11 protein-coding genes are annotated in these 17,031 nt (G+C 57.2%); 10 read left to right on the forward strand and 1 reads right to left on the reverse strand.

All coding sequences use genetic code 11. The features are described 5' to 3' along the window. Positions 1 to 217: 217 nt before the first annotated feature. Complete coding sequence (locus HRQ60_RS02690; protein ID WP_172194094.1) at positions 218 to 676, forward strand: MarR family winged helix-turn-helix transcriptional regulator; 459 nt, start codon at positions 218 to 220, stop codon at positions 674 to 676. Next, positions 669 to 2,180 carry a DHA2 family efflux MFS transporter permease subunit gene (locus HRQ60_RS02695; RefSeq protein ID WP_172194095.1) on the forward strand — a complete coding sequence of 504 codons (1,512 nt, stop codon included), beginning with the start codon at positions 669 to 671 and terminating at the stop codon, positions 2,178 to 2,180. Before HRQ60_RS02690 ends, HRQ60_RS02695 begins: the two co-directional genes overlap by 8 nt. A gap of 129 nt (positions 2,181 to 2,309) precedes the next feature. On the opposite strand, the gene HRQ60_RS02700 is transcribed toward HRQ60_RS02695, so the two are convergent. After that, positions 2,310 to 2,810: a PH domain-containing protein gene (locus HRQ60_RS02700; RefSeq protein WP_172194226.1), complete on the reverse strand. Its 501-nt coding sequence runs from the start codon at positions 2,808 to 2,810 to the stop codon at positions 2,310 to 2,312. A 102-nt stretch (positions 2,811 to 2,912) separates the two neighbouring features. On the opposite strand from HRQ60_RS02700, the gene prmA reads away from it, so the two are divergent. The 8 genes from prmA to addA all read left to right on the forward strand — a co-directional run bounded on the left by prmA (position 2,913) and on the right by addA (position 16,936). After that, positions 2,913 to 3,890 (forward strand): 50S ribosomal protein L11 methyltransferase, encoded by a 978-nt coding sequence (gene prmA / locus HRQ60_RS02705; protein WP_172194227.1) that lies wholly within the window; start codon positions 2,913 to 2,915, stop codon positions 3,888 to 3,890. Next, entirely contained in the window at positions 3,891 to 4,559 is a 669-nt protein-coding gene (locus HRQ60_RS02710; protein WP_172194096.1) for a site-2 protease family protein, read from the forward strand. A gap of 268 nt (positions 4,560 to 4,827) precedes the next feature. Then, on the forward strand, positions 4,828 to 5,589 hold the full coding sequence (locus HRQ60_RS02715; RefSeq protein WP_172194097.1) for a 16S rRNA (uracil(1498)-N(3))-methyltransferase: 762 nt from the start codon (positions 4,828 to 4,830) through the stop codon (positions 5,587 to 5,589). 2 nt (positions 5,590 to 5,591) lie between these two features. After that, positions 5,592 to 6,935: a tRNA (N(6)-L-threonylcarbamoyladenosine(37)-C(2))-methylthiotransferase MtaB gene (gene mtaB, locus HRQ60_RS02720; protein WP_172194098.1), complete on the forward strand. Its 1,344-nt coding sequence runs from the start codon at positions 5,592 to 5,594 to the stop codon at positions 6,933 to 6,935. A gap of 130 nt (positions 6,936 to 7,065) precedes the next feature. Next, positions 7,066 to 7,488, forward strand: a complete 423-nt coding sequence (locus tag HRQ60_RS02725) for an NUDIX hydrolase (protein WP_172194228.1) — start codon at positions 7,066 to 7,068, stop codon at positions 7,486 to 7,488. A gap of 37 nt (positions 7,489 to 7,525) precedes the next feature. Beyond that, positions 7,526 to 8,875: a class I SAM-dependent rRNA methyltransferase gene (locus HRQ60_RS02730; protein ID WP_172194099.1), complete on the forward strand. Its 1,350-nt coding sequence runs from the start codon at positions 7,526 to 7,528 to the stop codon at positions 8,873 to 8,875. Between the two features lie 438 nt (positions 8,876 to 9,313). Further along, positions 9,314 to 12,868, forward strand: coding sequence for a helicase-exonuclease AddAB subunit AddB (gene addB / locus HRQ60_RS02735; RefSeq protein ID WP_172194100.1), 3,555 nt, complete (start codon positions 9,314 to 9,316; stop codon positions 12,866 to 12,868). Further along, complete coding sequence (gene addA / locus HRQ60_RS02740; RefSeq protein WP_172194101.1) at positions 12,869 to 16,936, forward strand: helicase-exonuclease AddAB subunit AddA; 4,068 nt, start codon at positions 12,869 to 12,871, stop codon at positions 16,934 to 16,936. It begins immediately after the preceding gene. Positions 16,937 to 17,031: the final 95 nt, after the last annotated feature.

Genomic DNA, 17,031 nt, shown 5'->3' on the forward strand with positions numbered 1-17,031 from the left:
TTTGGCTTTCCCTTTACTCGCGGACTGCCCAGCAGGCCCGAGCAGGAAAACAACCCCGAGCGAAGATCCGAAAATCCCGCTGTTTTCTATGTAAATGTTGACACTATAAAAATTTTCGGTATAATAGTTCGTATACGAATTGTTCTTGTGCCAAATGTTGCTATACAAACATTTCGTAAAAGAACGTTCAAGCAGGAAGGGAAGGACAGCGATACATTTGAACACCAACACGGAGATTGAACTGCATGAAATTGTCGACTCTTTCCGCGAAGTCAAACAGCTCTTTTTTCAACTGATGTCGGAGATGTCGTGCCGGTTCGGCGTGACGGGCATCCAGCTGATGACGCTCAAAGCGCTGCGGGATCGACCGGAAATCGGCCTCGGCGAGTTGGCGGAGCATATGCGGCTGGTCAGCAGCACGGTGAGCGGCGTTATCGACCGGCTGGTCAAAGCCGAACTCGTCAGTCGGGAACGGCCGAACCACAACAGGCGCTCGATCGTGCTGAAATTGTCACCGAAAGGCCTGCAGGTGCTCGAAGACGCGGACGCGGCCTACCGTAAGTATTTGTCGGGCTTGAGCGATCTGGATCCCGAAGAAGTCCGGGCCATGCTCGGCGTGCACCGCAAGATTATCAAAAAACTAGAAGAAGTGAGAGATGAAAACCACCATGAGTAATCGAACTGCTGTACAAGATATTCAAACCCTGAAAAAAGGGCCGATTCTCGTCGCTCTGCTGATTGGCGCTTTTGTGGCGCTGCTGAACCAAACGCTGCTCAACGTGGCGCTGCCGACGATGGCAATCGATCTCGGCGTCGAAACGACCGTCATTCAATGGCTGAGTACGGGCTTCATGCTCGTCAACGGCGTGATGGTCCCCGTTACGGCTTACCTGATGGCCCGCTTTACGTCCCGCAACCTGTTTATTACCGCAATGAGTTTGTTTACCGCCGGTACACTGCTCTGCGCATTCAGCGACTCGTTCGGACTGCTGCTTGCGGGCCGGATGGTTCAGGCAGCCGGCGCCGGTATTTTGATGCCGCTGATGACGTTTACCATTCTGACCATTTTCCCGATCGAGAAACGCGGTTCCGCCATGGGTCTTGTCGGCGTAGCCATGATCTTTGCTCCGGCAATCGGACCTACGCTGTCCGGTTGGATGGTTGAACATTACGACTGGCATTACCTGTTCTATCTGATTCTGCCGTTCGGCGTGATCTCGATCATCCTCGGCGTGCTGTTCATGCGCAATGTGACCGAAACGTCGCGTCCGAAGCTTGATATTCTTGCCGTGATCCTCTCGACAATCGGTTTCGGCGGCATTCTGTACGGATTCAGCCAAGCGGGTTCGCAGGGCTGGGAATCGGCGGAAGTATTATGGACGCTTGCAATCGGCGCGGTATCGCTTATCTGGTTCGTTACCCGTCAGCTAAGAAGCGAGAAGCCGATTCTGGAAATGCGCGTATTCAAATACGACGTATTTACGCTCACGACCATCATTAACGTCATCGCCACGATGGCGCTGTTCTCCGGCATGATCCTGCTTCCGCTGTATCTGCAGAACGTACGCGGATTTACGCCGGTCGAATCCGGTCTGATGCTGCTGCCGGGTGCGATTCTGATGGGGATTATGTCTCCGATCACCGGTTATATCTTCGATAAGATCGGGGCACGCTGGCTCGCGGTCGCGGGTCTTGCGATCATGACCATCACGACGTACCAGTTCAGCCAGCTCAGTATCGATACCACGTACCGTCACCTGATCATCGTCTACACCGTCCGCATGTTCGGGATGTCGCTGATGATGATGCCGATCCAGACCGCCGGTCTGAATCAGCTTCCGGCACGATTGAACGGACACGGTACGGCGATGTCCAATACGCTGCGTACGATTGCCGGAGCGCTGGGTACGGCTCTGCTCGTGTCGATCATGTCCAACAAAGCGGCCGAAGTCGGCAAGCAGTTGGTCGTCAGTATGGGAATCAACCCGCAGGATGCGGCGCAGATGAAAGCCGTAACGCTTGAAGCGACCGTGCAGGGGATCAACCATTCGTTCGTTGTCGCAACCTGGATGACGGCCGCCGCTTTCGTTCTGGCGTTCTTTATCAAACGGGTTATCGTGAAGCGCGAAGCACCCGCCCATCAAGTGCAGACAACCGCTCCGAAAAAAGTCAACGCCTGACCGATTGAGATCCAGCGTCTCGATCATGCGAGTTAGCATCGTGATCCGATTAGGTCCCCCTAACAAAGACCCGTTCTCCGTAATCGGAGAACGGGTCTTTTGGGTTTGCTGCCGAGCTTGAAGCCTTCCTTACAAATCTTCGCGGTATCTCGTTCCGTAATGCTCTTTTTCCGCCCGGATAGCGCCGCGCAGCAGATCTTTGACCTTTTCCGCGTCTTTTACATCTTCGAGCCGGATTTCGGGTGTGGTCGGGTCGCTCGAATAGATAAGGATCGTGCCGACGCCCATCATCCGGTCCATTGCCGTTTTTTCGAGAGACACGTCTTTGATCCGGACCAGTTCGAGTTCTTCCGTCTTTTTGCCGATCAGTCCGGTAGTAATGAGCAGACGCTGGCTTGTCAGTTTGTAATGGACATTGTTCATCAGCATGCCTGTCCGGATCTGGTCGCCCAAGTCGGAAGGACGTCCTTCCCACAAGGTTTGTTCCGTTTGTGTATCGGAGACTGCCGAGTGCGCAGGGCGCTGCGCAGCATCTCCGGCCGGCGTTTCTCCGTGCAGGGCATGTCCGCATTTTCCGCAGAATTTGGCATCGTCCGGGCATTCCGCTCCGCAATTTGTGCAGTAGATCATGAATGGGCCTCTTTTCTCCAAAAGTTAAGGGTTTTGTGCTGTCTCTTCGTCTATAGTACAATGAAACGAATACAAAAGTTAACTATTGAGGAGCGATTGATGATGCTGTGGCACGAATTGACCATACATACGACCGAGGAAGCGGTGGAAGCGATCTCGAATTTCCTGCATGAAGCGGGAGCGGGCGGTGTTTCGATCGAAGAATCGGGCAGTTTGAATAAAAAACGCGATACGCCTTATGGAGAATTGTTCGACCAGCCTTTGAACGATATTCCGGAAGGGCGCGCAGAGATCAAAGGCTACTTTTCCGAAGACGTCGATATTGAAGCGGTGCTGGAGGAAGTCCAAAACCGTACGGTTGAGCTGGCGACATTCGATATCGATACGGGCAGCCCGACGTTCTCAAGCCGCCTGGTGGATGAAGAAGAATGGGCGACCGCATGGAAAGCCTATTATAAGCCGCTCAAAGTATCCGACAAACTGACGATCAAGCCGTTGTGGGAAGAATACGAAGCGGCGGAAGGCGAGCATGTGATCGAACTTGATCCGGGCATGGCGTTCGGCACGGGAACCCATCCGACGACTGCTCTGTGTCTGCGTGCGCTCGAAAGTATCGTCAAAGGCGGCGAAGACGTGATCGATGTGGGCACGGGGTCCGGCATTTTGTCGATCGGAGCGATCAAGTTGGGCGCGAAACGGGTATTGGCGCTCGATCTCGATCCCGTCGCCGTCCGCAGCGCGAAGGAGAACGTGGTGCTGAACGGATTGGCCGACGAGATCACGGTCAAGGAAAGCGACCTGCTGTCGGTACTGACTCCCGGGGCGGACGGGCAATCGGGAGAGATCGGCGTAGAACTTCCGGTACAGATCGTCGTCGCCAATATTCTGGCCGAAGTCATCTTGATGTTCACAAACGACGTCTATGCGGCGCTGCGTCCGGGCGGTCTGTATCTGGCATCGGGTATTTACAAAGACAAAGAACAGGCGGTACGCGACGGTCTGACCGCGGCGGGACTGACGATTCGCGATGTGCATCGGGAAGAAGAATGGCTGGCGTTTATCGCGGAGAAGGAGGTATAAATGGACTTTCTCGCTTTCTCGTTCGAGCAGCTTCCGTTCGTCCTCGCCGTTCTGCTGATCGCTTTTACAGTGCATGAATTCGCGCACGCGTATGCGGCTTATAAACTCGGCGATCCCACCGCCAAGCTGTTGGGCCGCGTTACGCTCAATCCGGCCCGGCACGTCGACGTCCTCGGGATGCTGCTGATTCTGCTCGCCGGATTCGGCTGGGCGCGCCCCGTTCCGGTGACCCGGGAAAACTTCAGCCGCCCGCGCCTGATGGGCATCATCGTCTCGGCGGTCGGTCCGCTGAGCAACCTGGTCATCGCTTTTTTGGGAACGATCGTGTACTATCTCTGCCTCAAAAACGGTGTATTCATCGAAGCCAACTATTCGCGTGGAATCGAAGCGCTGGATATTTTCTTGTCGACGCTGATCCAGATGAATATCCTGCTGTTCCTGTTCAACTTGATTCCGCTGCCTCCGCTGGACGGCTACCGGATTCTGGAAGACATCGCTCCGCTCCCGCTGCGCAGAAAAATGCAGGCGATCGAGCCGTATTCCATTTTCATTTTCCTGCTGATCGTGTTCATTCCTCCGCTGAGAGAAAACACGATCGGGCGTTTGTACGAATGGATCGGCGATATTTTCAACGCTTTTCTCCGATTTGCCCAGTTTGTCTTCGGCTGATCCGGATTGAAGCGCAGGTGAACCGGCTTTTGCGCGCAGCCAGTACCTTGACCGAATCAAATCTGAGGTTTGCGTTCATCGGAAACACGCACGGTTCAAGCGGGTTTTCGAGGGGCGTAACCTAACATCGTGATCGGTCAAGGCACTCGTTTTCCAGGTGAGAAAACGTGCTGCGGCAAAGCCGGTTTTTCGTGATGTCCACTGGTCAGCGGCGGGCAAATTGTGTATGATGGAATTTGGTCAAAAACGGAAGAGAAGTGGATGAGAGATGCAGAGATACTTTGTGGAAAAAGAGCAGTTTGAAAACGATAAAGTTCGTATCCTCGGCGACGACGCGCGTCATATCGGCAAGGTCATGCGCGGCAGGCCGGGAGATTCGATTATCGTCTGCGACGGAGCGGAACGACTGGTGCTGGCCGAACTGGAAACGGTCGAGCAGGGCGAAGTGATCGCGGCGGTGATCGAAGAGATCGCGGAGAAAAGCGAAGCCCGTTTCCGCGTCACGATCGCCCAAAGTCTGCCCAAAGGGGACAAGCTTGAGACGGTCATCCAGAAATGTACGGAGATCGGCGCCGCGGCGTTCGTTCCGTTTCTGTCCGAGCGTACGGTCGTGCAGTACGACGCCAAGAAGGAAGAGAAACGTCTGCAGCGCTGGAGCAAGATTGCCAAGGAAGCGGCGGAACAGAGCCATCGCAGCCGTATCCCGGATGTGCTCCAGCCGCTGACCTACAAGCAGCTGCTGAAGACGTTCGCCAATTATGATCGGGTACTGTTTTGTTATGAAAAAGAAGACGGACAGCAGCTTCGGGACATCGTTCGCCCCTTTGCGGAAGAACGTCCGGAAGGCGGAGCGAACCTGCTCGTCGTGGTCGGTCCGGAAGGCGGGTTTTCCGAGCGCGAAGCGGACGAAGCTTCCGCGGCGGGCGCCAAGATCACCGGTCTGGGCAAACGCATCCTGAGAGCGGAGACGGCGGGCATGACCGCACTGTCCTGCATTCTGTACGAGTCCGGAGAAATGGGAGGAATTTAACGATGCCATCGGTTGCTTTTTATACGCTGGGCTGCAAAGTCAATTTCTATGATACGGAGGCCATCTGGCAGCTGTTCAAAAAAGAAGGATACGAGCAGGTGGAGTTCGATCAGACGGCGGACATCTATCTCATCAATACCTGTACGGTGACCAACACGGGGGACAAGAAAAGCCGCCAGATCATCCGCCGTGCGGTCCGCCGCAATCCGGAGGCCATCGTTGCGGTGACAGGCTGCTATGCCCAGACGTCCGCAGCCGAAATTCTGGAGATTCCGGGTGTGGATCTGGTGATCGGCACGCAGGACCGGGAGAAGATTCTGCCGCTGGTCGACGAGATCAAAGCCAAGCGCGAGCCGATCAATGCCGTGCGAAATATTATGAAGACCCGGACGTTCGAAGAACTCGACGTACCGAGCTTCAACGGACATACGCGCGCGTTTCTCAAAATCCAGGAAGGCTGCAACAACTTCTGCACGTTCTGCATCATTCCGTGGTCGCGCGGACTGTCGCGCAGCCGCGAACCGCAGAGCGTGTTGAGCCAGGCGCGCCAACTGGTGGCCGCCGGCTACAAAGAGATCGTGCTGACGGGTATCCATACGGGCGGATACGGCGACGATATGGAGAACTACCGGCTGTCCGATCTTATGGAAGAGCTGGACAAAGTGGAAGGCCTGGAGCGGATCCGGATCAGTTCCATCGAAGCGAGCCAGATCGACGACAAGATGCTGGATGTACTGAAGCGTTCGACGAAAATGTGCCGCCATTTCCATATTCCGCTGCAGGCCGGCGACGATTCCGTACTCAAAAGAATGCGCCGCAAATATACGGTTGCCGAATTCGCCGAGAAAATCTCGCGGATCCGCGAAGCGATGCCGGATGTGGCGATTACGACCGACGTGATTGTCGGCTTCCCGGGCGAGACGGACGAGATGTACCGAAACGGCTACAACTTTATGCGGGAAATCGGATTTTCCGAGATGCACGTCTTTCCTTATTCCCAGCGTACCGGTACGCCGGCCGCGCGGATGGAAGACCAGGTGGACGACGAGATCAAAAACACCCGCGTGCATGAACTGATCGAACTGTCGGAACGGATGCAGCTGGAATATGCGCAGAAGTTCATTGGCGAGGTTGTGGATGTCATTCCGGAAAAAAATGAAAAAGGACTGTATCCGCAGGGCTTCGTCGGCGGCCACAGCGACAATTACCTGACCGTCCTGTTCGAAGGCTCTCAGGAACTGCAGGGCAAGCTGTGCCGGGTCAAGATTACCGAAGCGGGCGCCAACGAGTGCCGGGGAGAGCTGCTGCGCGTGCTGGATGAAGCGCACGCGTCATCGGTATCCTAGAGGCATCCAACAGTCCGGCAGAGGCCGTACAGACGGCAAGCGGGCAAGAAAGGACTTCGCCGAAGGGATGCGAAGTCCTTTTGCTTGCAGGATTCGAAAGCACGGATAAGGGGAGAAGACGGTGGGCAGAATGGAAATATCGGCGGGCGGCGTCGTTTACCGGACAGAGGGCGGACGGCTGCAGATCCAACTGATCCAGGACCGCTACGGTAAAGTCTCGTTGGCTAAAGGCAAGCGTGAGCAGGGCGAGACGCCGCGCGAAGCGGCACTGCGCGAGATTCGCGAAGAGACCGGCATCGAAGGGCGGATCGTGGAACTCGTGGATATTATCCGCTATCAATACGAAAATGAAAAATACGGACTGGTCGACAAGGAAGTCCGTTATTATCTGGTCGAAGCGCTCGGCGGAGAACTGAGAGCCCAGCAGGAAGAGATCCGGGGCGTGGAATGGTTCTATCCGGAAGAAGCGCTGATCCTGCACAAAAAATCGGGCTACGAGAACAATCATCCGATTCTGAGGTCGGCAATGGAGATGCTCGGCCTGAAGCTGTAGGGCCAAGGGACGGGCGGCAATTTGAGGAGGAAGCGATTTGGCAAAAGTCATATTGGACAAAAACCGGAAAAAGCGTCTTGAAGAAGGCCATCCGTGGATTTATAAAAGCGAGATCTCAGGGACGGAAGGCGAGATTGCGCCGGGCGATCTGGTCGAAGTGACCGATCACCGCGGCAAGCCGCTCGGTACGGGATATTACAATGCAAACTCGCAGATTACGGTGCGCCTGCTGTCTTACGGCCGCGTCGAAGCGATGGACGAGAACTTTTTCGCGTCCCGTTTCCGGGAATGTTTGCGCCACCGCGACCGTTTCGTCGAAGGCGACGCTTATCGCCTTGTCTACGGGGAAGCCGATTTTCTGCCGGGCTTGATCGTAGACCGCTTCGGCGACGTACTGGTCGTGCAGATCCTGACGCTCGGCATGGACCGCCGCCGCGGCGAAATCGTGAACGCGCTGGTCGAAGTGATGTCTCCGGCCGGCATTTACGAGCGCAGCGACGTATCCGTGCGTCTGCTTGAAGGACTGGAAGAGACGACGGGCGTGCTGCACGGCGAATGTCCGCGTCACGTGACCGTTTCGGAGAACGGCCTGCTGATCAAAGTGGATATCGAGCAGGGACAAAAAACCGGGTATTTCTTCGATCAGCGGGAGAACCGGGCTTCGACCCGTCCGCTGATGACCGGCTGGGGAGAGCGAAGCGGGATCGAGCTGCAGGACGTGGAAGGTACACGCCGACCCGTCAACAAAAACGGCAAAGTCGTCGACTTCCCTTATTGGGACGGGGCGACCGTATTGGAATGTTTCTCGCACACAGGCAGCTTTACGCTGCACGCCTGCGCCTACGGGGCCAAGAAAGTCACCTGCCTCGATATTTCGGCACATGCGATCGAAAGCGCCCGCGAAAATGTGAGCCTGAACGGTTTTGAAGACCGGGTGGAATTTGTCGTGGCCGATGCTTTTGATTATCTCCGCGAGAATGTCAAAGGACTCGAGGAACGCAAACGCCGCTCGGAAGGCACGTCCAAAGTCGATACGTCGGTTCCGATGCCGGCCGGCGGCGGCCGCAGCTGGGACGTCGTGATTCTTGACCCTCCGGCATTTGCCAAGACCCGCACGGCGGTCAAAGGTGCGGTTCGCGGATACAAAGATATCAATCTGCACGGGATGAAGCTGGTCAGCGAAGGCGGCTATCTGGTTACGGCAAGCTGTTCGTACCACATGAAGCCGGATCTGTTTTTGGAAACGATCCACGAAGCTGCCCGGGATGCCGGCAAGACGCTGCGCCTGATCGAATGGCGGGCGGCAGGCAAAGACCATCCGCAGATCCTCGGCGTCGAAGAAGGCCATTATCTGAAGTTCGCAATCTTCGAAGTCCGCAGCCGCTAACGGAAGAAGGATCTGGAGGCCCAAACAGTCATGAAAGATGGAAGAACCGCGTTTCGCCGACAGCGAAGCGCGGTTTTTTTATCCGAATCGCCGGGCGGATTTGTACGCGACCTAAAGCCTTTCGAAGAAAGGCACATCGTGTCGAGAAAGTCTGATTCCGAGCAAAGTGAGGAGGCAGAGGGAGAAATTCAGTGAAGGAACGATAGTGTTCGCCTTTGAAATCGAGAAAATTCCGCTAAAATTTAATCCTTTTCCTCGATTTCAACACGCGACCGGAACGAATTTCTCCCGCAGCCGACGAGCTTCTACAACGAAGAGGACTTTCTCGACAGCCTGAGGAACATTCGTTCCCGTTTTCTGTTTTTCTTCCGTCCGATGCGTTATAATGGATATAGGAAAATTTGAATCGAGATTGCAGAATAAGGAGGCCATCGGCCGATGACGTTGCAGATTAGAATCGGACGTTCCGGAAGCGGCAAAACGAGCCGGATTCTGGACGAGATCCGTACCAAAATGAAACAAGACCCGCTGGGTCCCCCACTGCTGCTGATCGTACCGGAACAGTCCACGTTCCAGACGGAGTACGAGCTGTTTGCGGGTCGTGAAAACGGAGGAAGCCTGCGTGCCCAGGTCATGAGTTTTCACCGCCTCGCTTACCGGGTCATGCAGGAAACGGGAGGGTCCGCCCTGACGGCTATCGGAGACGAAGGCAAACGCATGCTGCTGTACCGGCTGCTCAGAGAACGGCGGAGCGATCTGCGGTTGTTTGGCGCATCCAGCGAACAGCCAGGGTTTATCGCCAAACTCAATGATCTCTATACGGAGCTGAAGCGCTACAAAGTCGATTCCGCCGTGCTTGAAGAACATATGGGGGATCTGGTTTCCGCCGGGCACTCCCCGCTGCTGCGGGAAAAGCTCGAAGATGCGCTGCCGGTCTACCGCGACTTTGAAGAGAAACTTTCCGCCTTGTACGTCGACTCGGAAGATACATTGATGCGCTTGGCCCAGCAGTTGGGCGATTCTTCGCTTGTTCGCGGAGCGGAGATTTGGATCGACGGATTTTACGGATTCACCCCGCGTGAATACGAGGTGCTGGGCGGACTGCTCGGGACTGCGGAATCGGTCGTTTGTTCGCTGACGCTGGACCGTCCTTACGACGGGACCCATCAGCCGGGCGAACTGGATTTGTTTCACCAGACCGGCACGACCTACCGCAAGCTGCGCAAAATGGCCGAACTGCTCGGCATCGATTGCGAGACGCAAACCGCTCAAGAGGAAGAACTGCCGAGATTCGCTGCCAGTCCGCTGCTCGGACGCCTTGAGGCCAAGCTGCGCGGCGTCCGTGATATCACGGCGGATAAGTCTGCGGAAGACGGACTTTTGAACGCGGACGGCGAAGCCGGAATCACGCTGCATGCCGCGGATAACCGGCGGGCCGAAGCCGATGCGGCAGCGCGGGAAATGCTGCGTCTGGCACGCGAGCACGGAGCGAGATACCGCGATATGGCGGTATTCGTACGGAACCTGGAAGATTACGAATCGGTGCTGGCGCCGGTGTTCGAAGATTACGGAATTCCCGTATTTACCGACCGCCGCAAAAGCGTGCTGCATCATCCGCTGGCCGAATTTGTGCGTGCCGCACTTGATGTCGTTCAATACCGCTGGAGATACGAGGACGTTTTCCGCTGCATTAAGACCGATCTGCTGCTGCCGGAAGACGGAATTACGCGCGCGGATATGGACCGGTTGGAAAACTTCGTGTTGGCTTCGGGAATCCGCGGCACACGCTGGACAGACGGACGTCCTTGGCGCGAAGCGCCCAAGATGTCGCTCGACGACGAAGGACGTCCGGTTGTGGAAGAAGAAGCGGAAGAGTCGGCGGCGCGCATGGCACGGCTGGAAGCCTGCCGGGAGCGGATCACGCTGCCGCTGGCCGCGTTTGAACGCCAACTGAACAAAGCGGGTACGGCGCGTGACATGTGCGAAGCCGTTTACCGGCTGCTCGACGCGGCGGAAGCGCCGCAGCGGCTCGACCGGATGGCACGGGAAGCGGCGGACAACGGCGATCCGCAGGCGGCCGATGTGCACCGGCAGATCTGGGGAGCCTTGATGGACCTGCTCGACCAGATCGCGGAGCTGATCGACGACGAGCCGGTGACGCCGCAGGAATTTGCGGGCATGCTGGAAACGGGAATTGCCGGTCTTACGCTGGGACTTGTGCCTCCGGCACTCGATCGGGTGCTGCTCGGCGATATGGAACGCACACGGCCGCTCGGTATCCAATATGCTTTTGTTCTTGGTCTCAACGACGGCGTGGTACCGCTGGCCCCCATGCAAAGCGGGCTGCTGAGCGAACCCGAGCGTGTCCGTCTGGCCGAGAGCGGATTGGAACTGTCGCCGGGTTCGGAGCGCCGTCTGCTCGACGAACGGCTGCTGGTGTATCATACGCTGACCAGTGCTTCGCACGGACTTTGGCTCAGTTACGCACTCAGCGACGATGAAGACAAGCCGCTGCTGCCATCTGAAATCGTGCTGGATCTTCGGGCGGCGTTCCCGTATATCCGCGAACGCCGCGAAAGCGCCCTGCCGATTGCCGGCATGAATCCGTCCGAGTACCGGCATTTCGTGACGCGGCCCGAAGCGACGCTGCCGCATCTGCTGGTTCAGCTGCGCCTGTGGAAAGCGGGCTCGGAGATCGACCCCCTCTGGTGGGATGTGCTGAGCGCTTATCAGGAACGTCCGGAATGGGAAGCGCTGCTGGCGAGCCGCCTGGCTTCCCTGGTTTACACGAACGAATCGGACCGGCTGACCCGGGAAACGAGCCAGCGGCTCTACGGCCGGAAACTGCGCTCGAGCGTGTCGCGGATGGAGAAATTCACGGCATGCGCTTTCTCGCATTTTGCTTCGCACGGTCTGAAGCTCAAGGAACGGCAGCTGTACAAATTGAACGCTCCCGATATCGGGCAGCTGTTCCACGCGGCGCTGAGCGATATCGCCATGCGCCTGAAACTCGAGAACCGCAGTTGGGGTTCGCTGTCGGTCGAGGAATGTCTGGCCGAAGCGCGCGCGGCCGTAGACAAGATTGCCCCGCGGCTGCAGGGCGAGATCTTGTTCAGTACCAGCCGATACGGTTATATTTCCCGCAAGCTGATGGATATTGTGGGCAGGGCTTCGGTGATTCTGGGCGAACAAGCCCGACGGGGAGACTTCGAACCGCTCGGTATCGAATTGGACTTCGGCCCGGGCAAAGACCTTCCTCCGCTTGTATTCGAATTGGATAACGGATGCACGATGGAGATCGTGGGCCGGATCGACAGGGTCGACGTGGCGGAAGGCGAAGAAGGACTGCTGCTGCGGGTCATCGACTACAAATCGAGCGGCAAGGAACTGCATCTGCACGAGGTATATTATGGATTGTCGCTGCAGATGCTCACTTATATGGATGTGCTGCTGACGAATGCCGAGCAGTGGATCGGAGCCCCGGCTATTCCGGCCGGAACGCTGTATTTCCATGTGCAGAACCCGCTGCTGGCTTCGGCCAACGGCATGGCGCGCGGCGAAGCCGAACGCGAGATGCTCAAACGGTTCAAGATGAAAGGTCTGGTCTTGGCCGATGCGGATGTCGTCGCCAAGATGGACCGGGAACTGACGACCGGACAGTCGCCCGTTATTCCGGTAGCCGTCAAAAAAGACGGAGGATTCTACAGCAGCTCGACCGTGGCCGATCCGCAGCAGTGGGATTCGCTGCTCAAAGGGGTGCGGCGCAATATCGCCGGAATCGGGCGGCGGATCACGGAAGGTGAATCCGAGGCCCGTCCGTACCGGATCCAACAGGAAAAAGCCTGCGATTTCTGTCCCTACCATTCCGTCTGCCAGTTCGACGAAAGTCTGGACCACACAAGCTACAATCATTTGGGCAAACCGGGAAAAGACCGGATCTGGGACATGTTCCGCGAGGAAGACGGAGAGTCTTACAGGGAGGAGAAGCGATAAATGGGAATGACATATGCCGATAAACCGGCGGGCAGCCAATGGAGCGACGATCAATGGAAAGCGATTGCCGCTTCAGGAGGCAGCATGCTGGTCGCCGCGGCGGCCGGCTCAGGCAAAACGGCCGTGCTCGTCGAGCGGATTATACGCAAAATCACAGACCCTGCCGGAGGAACCGGCGTAGACCGGATGCTGATCGCAACCTTTACTAAAGCGGCGGCTTCGGAAATGCGGCAGCGGATTCGCGATGCCCTGAACAAAGAACTTGCGGCTCAGCCGCAAAACGAACATTTGAGAAGACAGCTGTCCCTGCTGGGCCAGGCTTCGATTACGACGCTGCACTCGTTCTGTCTGGAAGTCATCCGCCGTCATTATACGCAGATTCCGCTTGATCCGGGATTCCGGATTGCCAATGAACACGAGAGCAAGATGATGCGGCAGGAAACGCTGGAAGAATTGTTCGAAGAACAATATGCGCGCGAAGAAGAAGGAAGGGAGTTCCGGCGGCTGATCGACTGGTTCGGCGGCGAACGTTCGGACGAGCCGGCTTTCGCGCTTGTCCAGCGCCTGTACGATTTCGCCCGAAGCCATCCCTGGCCGCAGCAGTGGCTTCGCGATTCGGCCGCGGAATTTCTCGTCTCCGACTCCGAAGCCCTCGGAGAAACGATTTGGGCGGCGAGTCTCGCGGCCGATGCGAGGCTGGAACTTGCGGGAACGGAGAATCTGCTGCACCGCGCGTTCGAACTGGCCGTGTCGCCGGGGGGACCGGCTCCGTATGCGGAAGCGCTGCAGAGCGATCTCGACCAGCTGCAGCGGCTGCGGGGAGCTGCCGAGAGCGAACCTTGGCCGCAGCTGTACGCGCATTTCGAATCGGTGTCGTTTGTGACGCTCAAACGGGTCAGCGCCAAGGATGCTTATGATCCGGAACTTCAGAAACAGGTCAAAGACCTTCGGGATGCGGCCAAAAAAGATCTGACGCGGATCAAGGATTTCTATTTCGGCCGCGAACCGGAAACTTTTCTTGCGGAACTGCATGAAACGGCACCCCTTATGGCCGAGCTGGCCGAATTGACGATCGAATTCGGCGAACGTTACGCCAAGGCTAAAAAAGCCCGAAGTATGGTCGACTTTTCGGACTTGGAGCATTATTGTCTGCGTATTTTGCGCGATGCGTCTTCCGAACCCGGAAAGCCGCTGCCGTCGGCTGCGGCTTTGGAATACCGGGAGCGCTTCGACGAAGTGCTGCTTGACGAATACCAGGATACCAACTCCGTTCAGGAAGAAATCGTCTCGCTGATCGCTCGCGAAGGAGCGGGCAACCGCTTTATGGTCGGCGACGTGAAGCAGAGCATTTACCGGTTCCGCCTGGCCGAGCCGGGATTGTTCCTGCACAAGTACAAAGCGTACGGCAGCGACTTCTCCTCGGGCGGCCTGCGCGTCGATCTGGCACGCAACTTCCGGAGCCGACCGGAAGTGATCGAAGCCGTCAACGGCATTTTTCGCCGGATTATGAACGAACGGGTAGCAGAGATCGAGTATGACGAACAGGCCGAGCTGTCTTATGGAGCACTGTCTTACCCGCCAGCACAGGAGAACGAATATGCTCCGGAATTGATGCTCATTGAACGTGAAGGAGCTTCCGGATCGGCGGACTCGGACGAGAATTTGGACACCGAGAATCCGTTTGCTGTCGAAGTGGCCGAGATCGAGACGGCCCGGCTGGAAGCCCGGGCCATCGCGGCGCGTATTCACGAATTGACGGGTCAAATCGAAGGCTGCGATCCGCTGAACGTTTACGATAAAGCGGCAGGCGGACTTCGCCCTGCCGTTTACGGAGATATGGTTATTTTGCTGAGGGCGGTAAGCGCTTGGGCGCCGATGATGATCGAGGAATTGAGACTCGCCGGTATTCCGGCGGTGGGAGATGCAGCCAAAGGATACTTTGATGCGACGGAAGTCGAAATTGCGATGTCGCTGCTGCAAATTATCGACAACCCGCAGCAGGATATTCCGTTTGCCTCCGTTTTGCGCTCGCCGATTGTCGGGTTGACGGAAGACCAGTTGGCACGGATACGTTTGGCGGGTCCCCGTCTGTCGTTTTATGATGCGGTATGCACGGCTGCGGAAAGCGGGGGATCTTCCGAAGAGGCAGCGGCCGCCGATGCGGAGAAACGTTTCCCGGGCGATCCGGCTGCCGCTTATGCGGCCGCGCGGCCGGGAGAAGAAGGCGGACCGATTGAAGCTTCCCTGTCCGGTTCGCTCCGCAGCTTTTTGGCTTCGCTTGAACGCTGGCGTTCGATGGCGAGAAACGGCGAACTCAGCGAGCTGATCTGGACATTGTACCGCGAAACGGGCTACGCCGATTGGGTAGCCGGACTTCCGGGCGGTACGCAGCGTCGGGCCAATCTGCTTGCGCTCTACAACCGGGCGGTTCAGTTCGAGAAATCGACATCCGCACAGGGGTTGTTCCGTTTTCTGCGTTTTGTCGAGCGTCTTCGGGAAAATGGCGGCGATCTGGCCGAAGCGCCTTCGGAATCGGTGCAGGATTCGGTCCGGATCATGACGATTCACAAAAGCAAAGGGTTGGAATTTCCGGTTGTCTTTATTGCAGGCATGTCGAAAAATTTCAACATGCAGGATTTGAACGCGCCGTTCATGATGCATAAAGAACTGGGATTCGGTCCGCGTTTTGTGGACGAGGCAAGCCGGGTCGGTTATCCGACGCTGCCGGCGCTGGCGATTCGAAGAAAAATGCATATGGAGCTTCTGGCGGAAGAAATGCGCGTGCTTTACGTCGCTTTGACCCGTCCTCGGGACAAAATGATTCTGACGGCATCGGTCAAAGATCTGCCCAAGCGGATCTCGGCCTGGATCCAGTCTTCGGGCGGTCCGGAAGGAATCGAAGATTACACGCTGGCCAAAGCCAGATCGTATATGGACTGGGTCGGACCGGCTCTGATCGGGGAACCCGGAGCGGCGGAACTGCGCGAACGGGCCGACGGCGGCTATGCTTCCGGCGAAGCCGGTTCGGCTGCGAAATGGATCTTTTCCGTCCGCAGCGGCGATGCGGAACTTGCCGCCGAGCGCGATGGAGACGAACGGTATGCTGAGCGGATTCAGCAGCTGAAAGCGATCATCTCGGGCGAGTCCGCAGGCGATCAGGGCCGGCGAAGAGAATTTGTGGATCGCTTCGCATGGCGCTATGCCCATGAAGCGGCGGGCGGCGCCGCAGCGAAGACTTCGGTAACGGAGATCAAGTCGCGTTTTGCCGGGGATGAATATCCGGCTGCCGATGCGCTTGAAGCTGCGCGTCTGCTGGCGGGCCTGGCCGATGAAAGAGACGAGGAGGGGACGGCCCCGATGGCCGTTGAATCCGGAGCATCGAAACAAGCGCATCCGGACTCGGGACCTTCTTCCTCGACCCTGCAGCTGCGCCGTCCCCGTTTTATGGAGCGCAGCCGATTGACGGGAGCCGAGCGGGGGACCGCTTACCATACCTTGATGCAGCATCTGCCGCTGCAGCCGGACACCGGTGCCGCCGAAGCCGCCGATACGCTGGCGGAACTGGTTCGCAAGCACATTTTGCTGCAGCCGGAAGCGGATACGGTAAATCCCGAAGACATTGCGGCTTTTATCCGCAGTGAAATCGGACGCCGTGCGGCAGCGGCGGATTGGGTTCGACGGGAACTTCCTTTTAGCGCCGGCGTAGGTGCGGACGAAGAAATCGGAGCCCTTGTTCTTCCGCTGCAGGGAGGCGGCGCAAAAGAATGGATGCCGAACGGACCGGATCCGGGCACAGCCGGAGAACGCCGGATCCAGTTGGAACGTCTGCCCGGCGAACGGGTGCTTGTCCAGGGCGTGCTCGACTGTCTGTTCCGCGAGAACGGAAAATGGATTCTGTTGGACTACAAGACCGACCGGCTGAAACCCGGCCGGGGAATCGACGAGCTGGCCGAACATTACCGGTTCCAGCTGGATTTCTACGCCCGGGCGGTCGAAGATATGCTTGGCGAACCGGTTCATGAAAAGTGGCTGTACTTTTTTGACGCGGGAGAAGGCATCAGGCTTTGAAAGCGGCTGCCGCGTAAATCCGTCTTTGACAAAGCCGGCTCGAACAGGAGCCGGCATTTATTTTGGGAGTAAACCGATCGGATCGGGAATGAATA

The sequence above is a fragment of the Saccharibacillus qingshengii genome (assembly GCF_013185195.1).
Taxonomy (GTDB): domain Bacteria; phylum Bacillota; class Bacilli; order Paenibacillales; family Paenibacillaceae; genus Saccharibacillus; species Saccharibacillus qingshengii.

Excerpts from the sequence above, each read along its gene's own strand:
- HRQ60_RS02695 (WP_172194095.1), top strand. The coding sequence starts at position 669 with ATGAGTAATCGAACTGCTGTACAAGATATTCAAACCCTGAAAAAAGGG.
- HRQ60_RS02700 (WP_172194226.1), bottom strand. The coding sequence starts at position 2,810 with ATGATCTACTGCACAAATTGCGGAGCGGAATGCCCGGACGATGCCAAA.
- prmA (WP_172194227.1), top strand. The coding sequence starts at position 2,913 with ATGCTGTGGCACGAATTGACCATACATACGACCGAGGAAGCGGTGGAA.
- HRQ60_RS02710 (WP_172194096.1), top strand. The coding sequence starts at position 3,891 with ATGGACTTTCTCGCTTTCTCGTTCGAGCAGCTTCCGTTCGTCCTCGCC.
- HRQ60_RS02715 (WP_172194097.1), top strand. The coding sequence starts at position 4,828 with ATGCAGAGATACTTTGTGGAAAAAGAGCAGTTTGAAAACGATAAAGTT.
- mtaB (WP_172194098.1), top strand. The coding sequence starts at position 5,592 with ATGCCATCGGTTGCTTTTTATACGCTGGGCTGCAAAGTCAATTTCTAT.
- HRQ60_RS02725 (WP_172194228.1), top strand. The coding sequence starts at position 7,066 with ATGGAAATATCGGCGGGCGGCGTCGTTTACCGGACAGAGGGCGGACGG.
- addB (WP_172194100.1), top strand. The coding sequence starts at position 9,314 with ATGACGTTGCAGATTAGAATCGGACGTTCCGGAAGCGGCAAAACGAGC.
- addA (WP_172194101.1), top strand. The coding sequence starts at position 12,869 with ATGGGAATGACATATGCCGATAAACCGGCGGGCAGCCAATGGAGCGAC.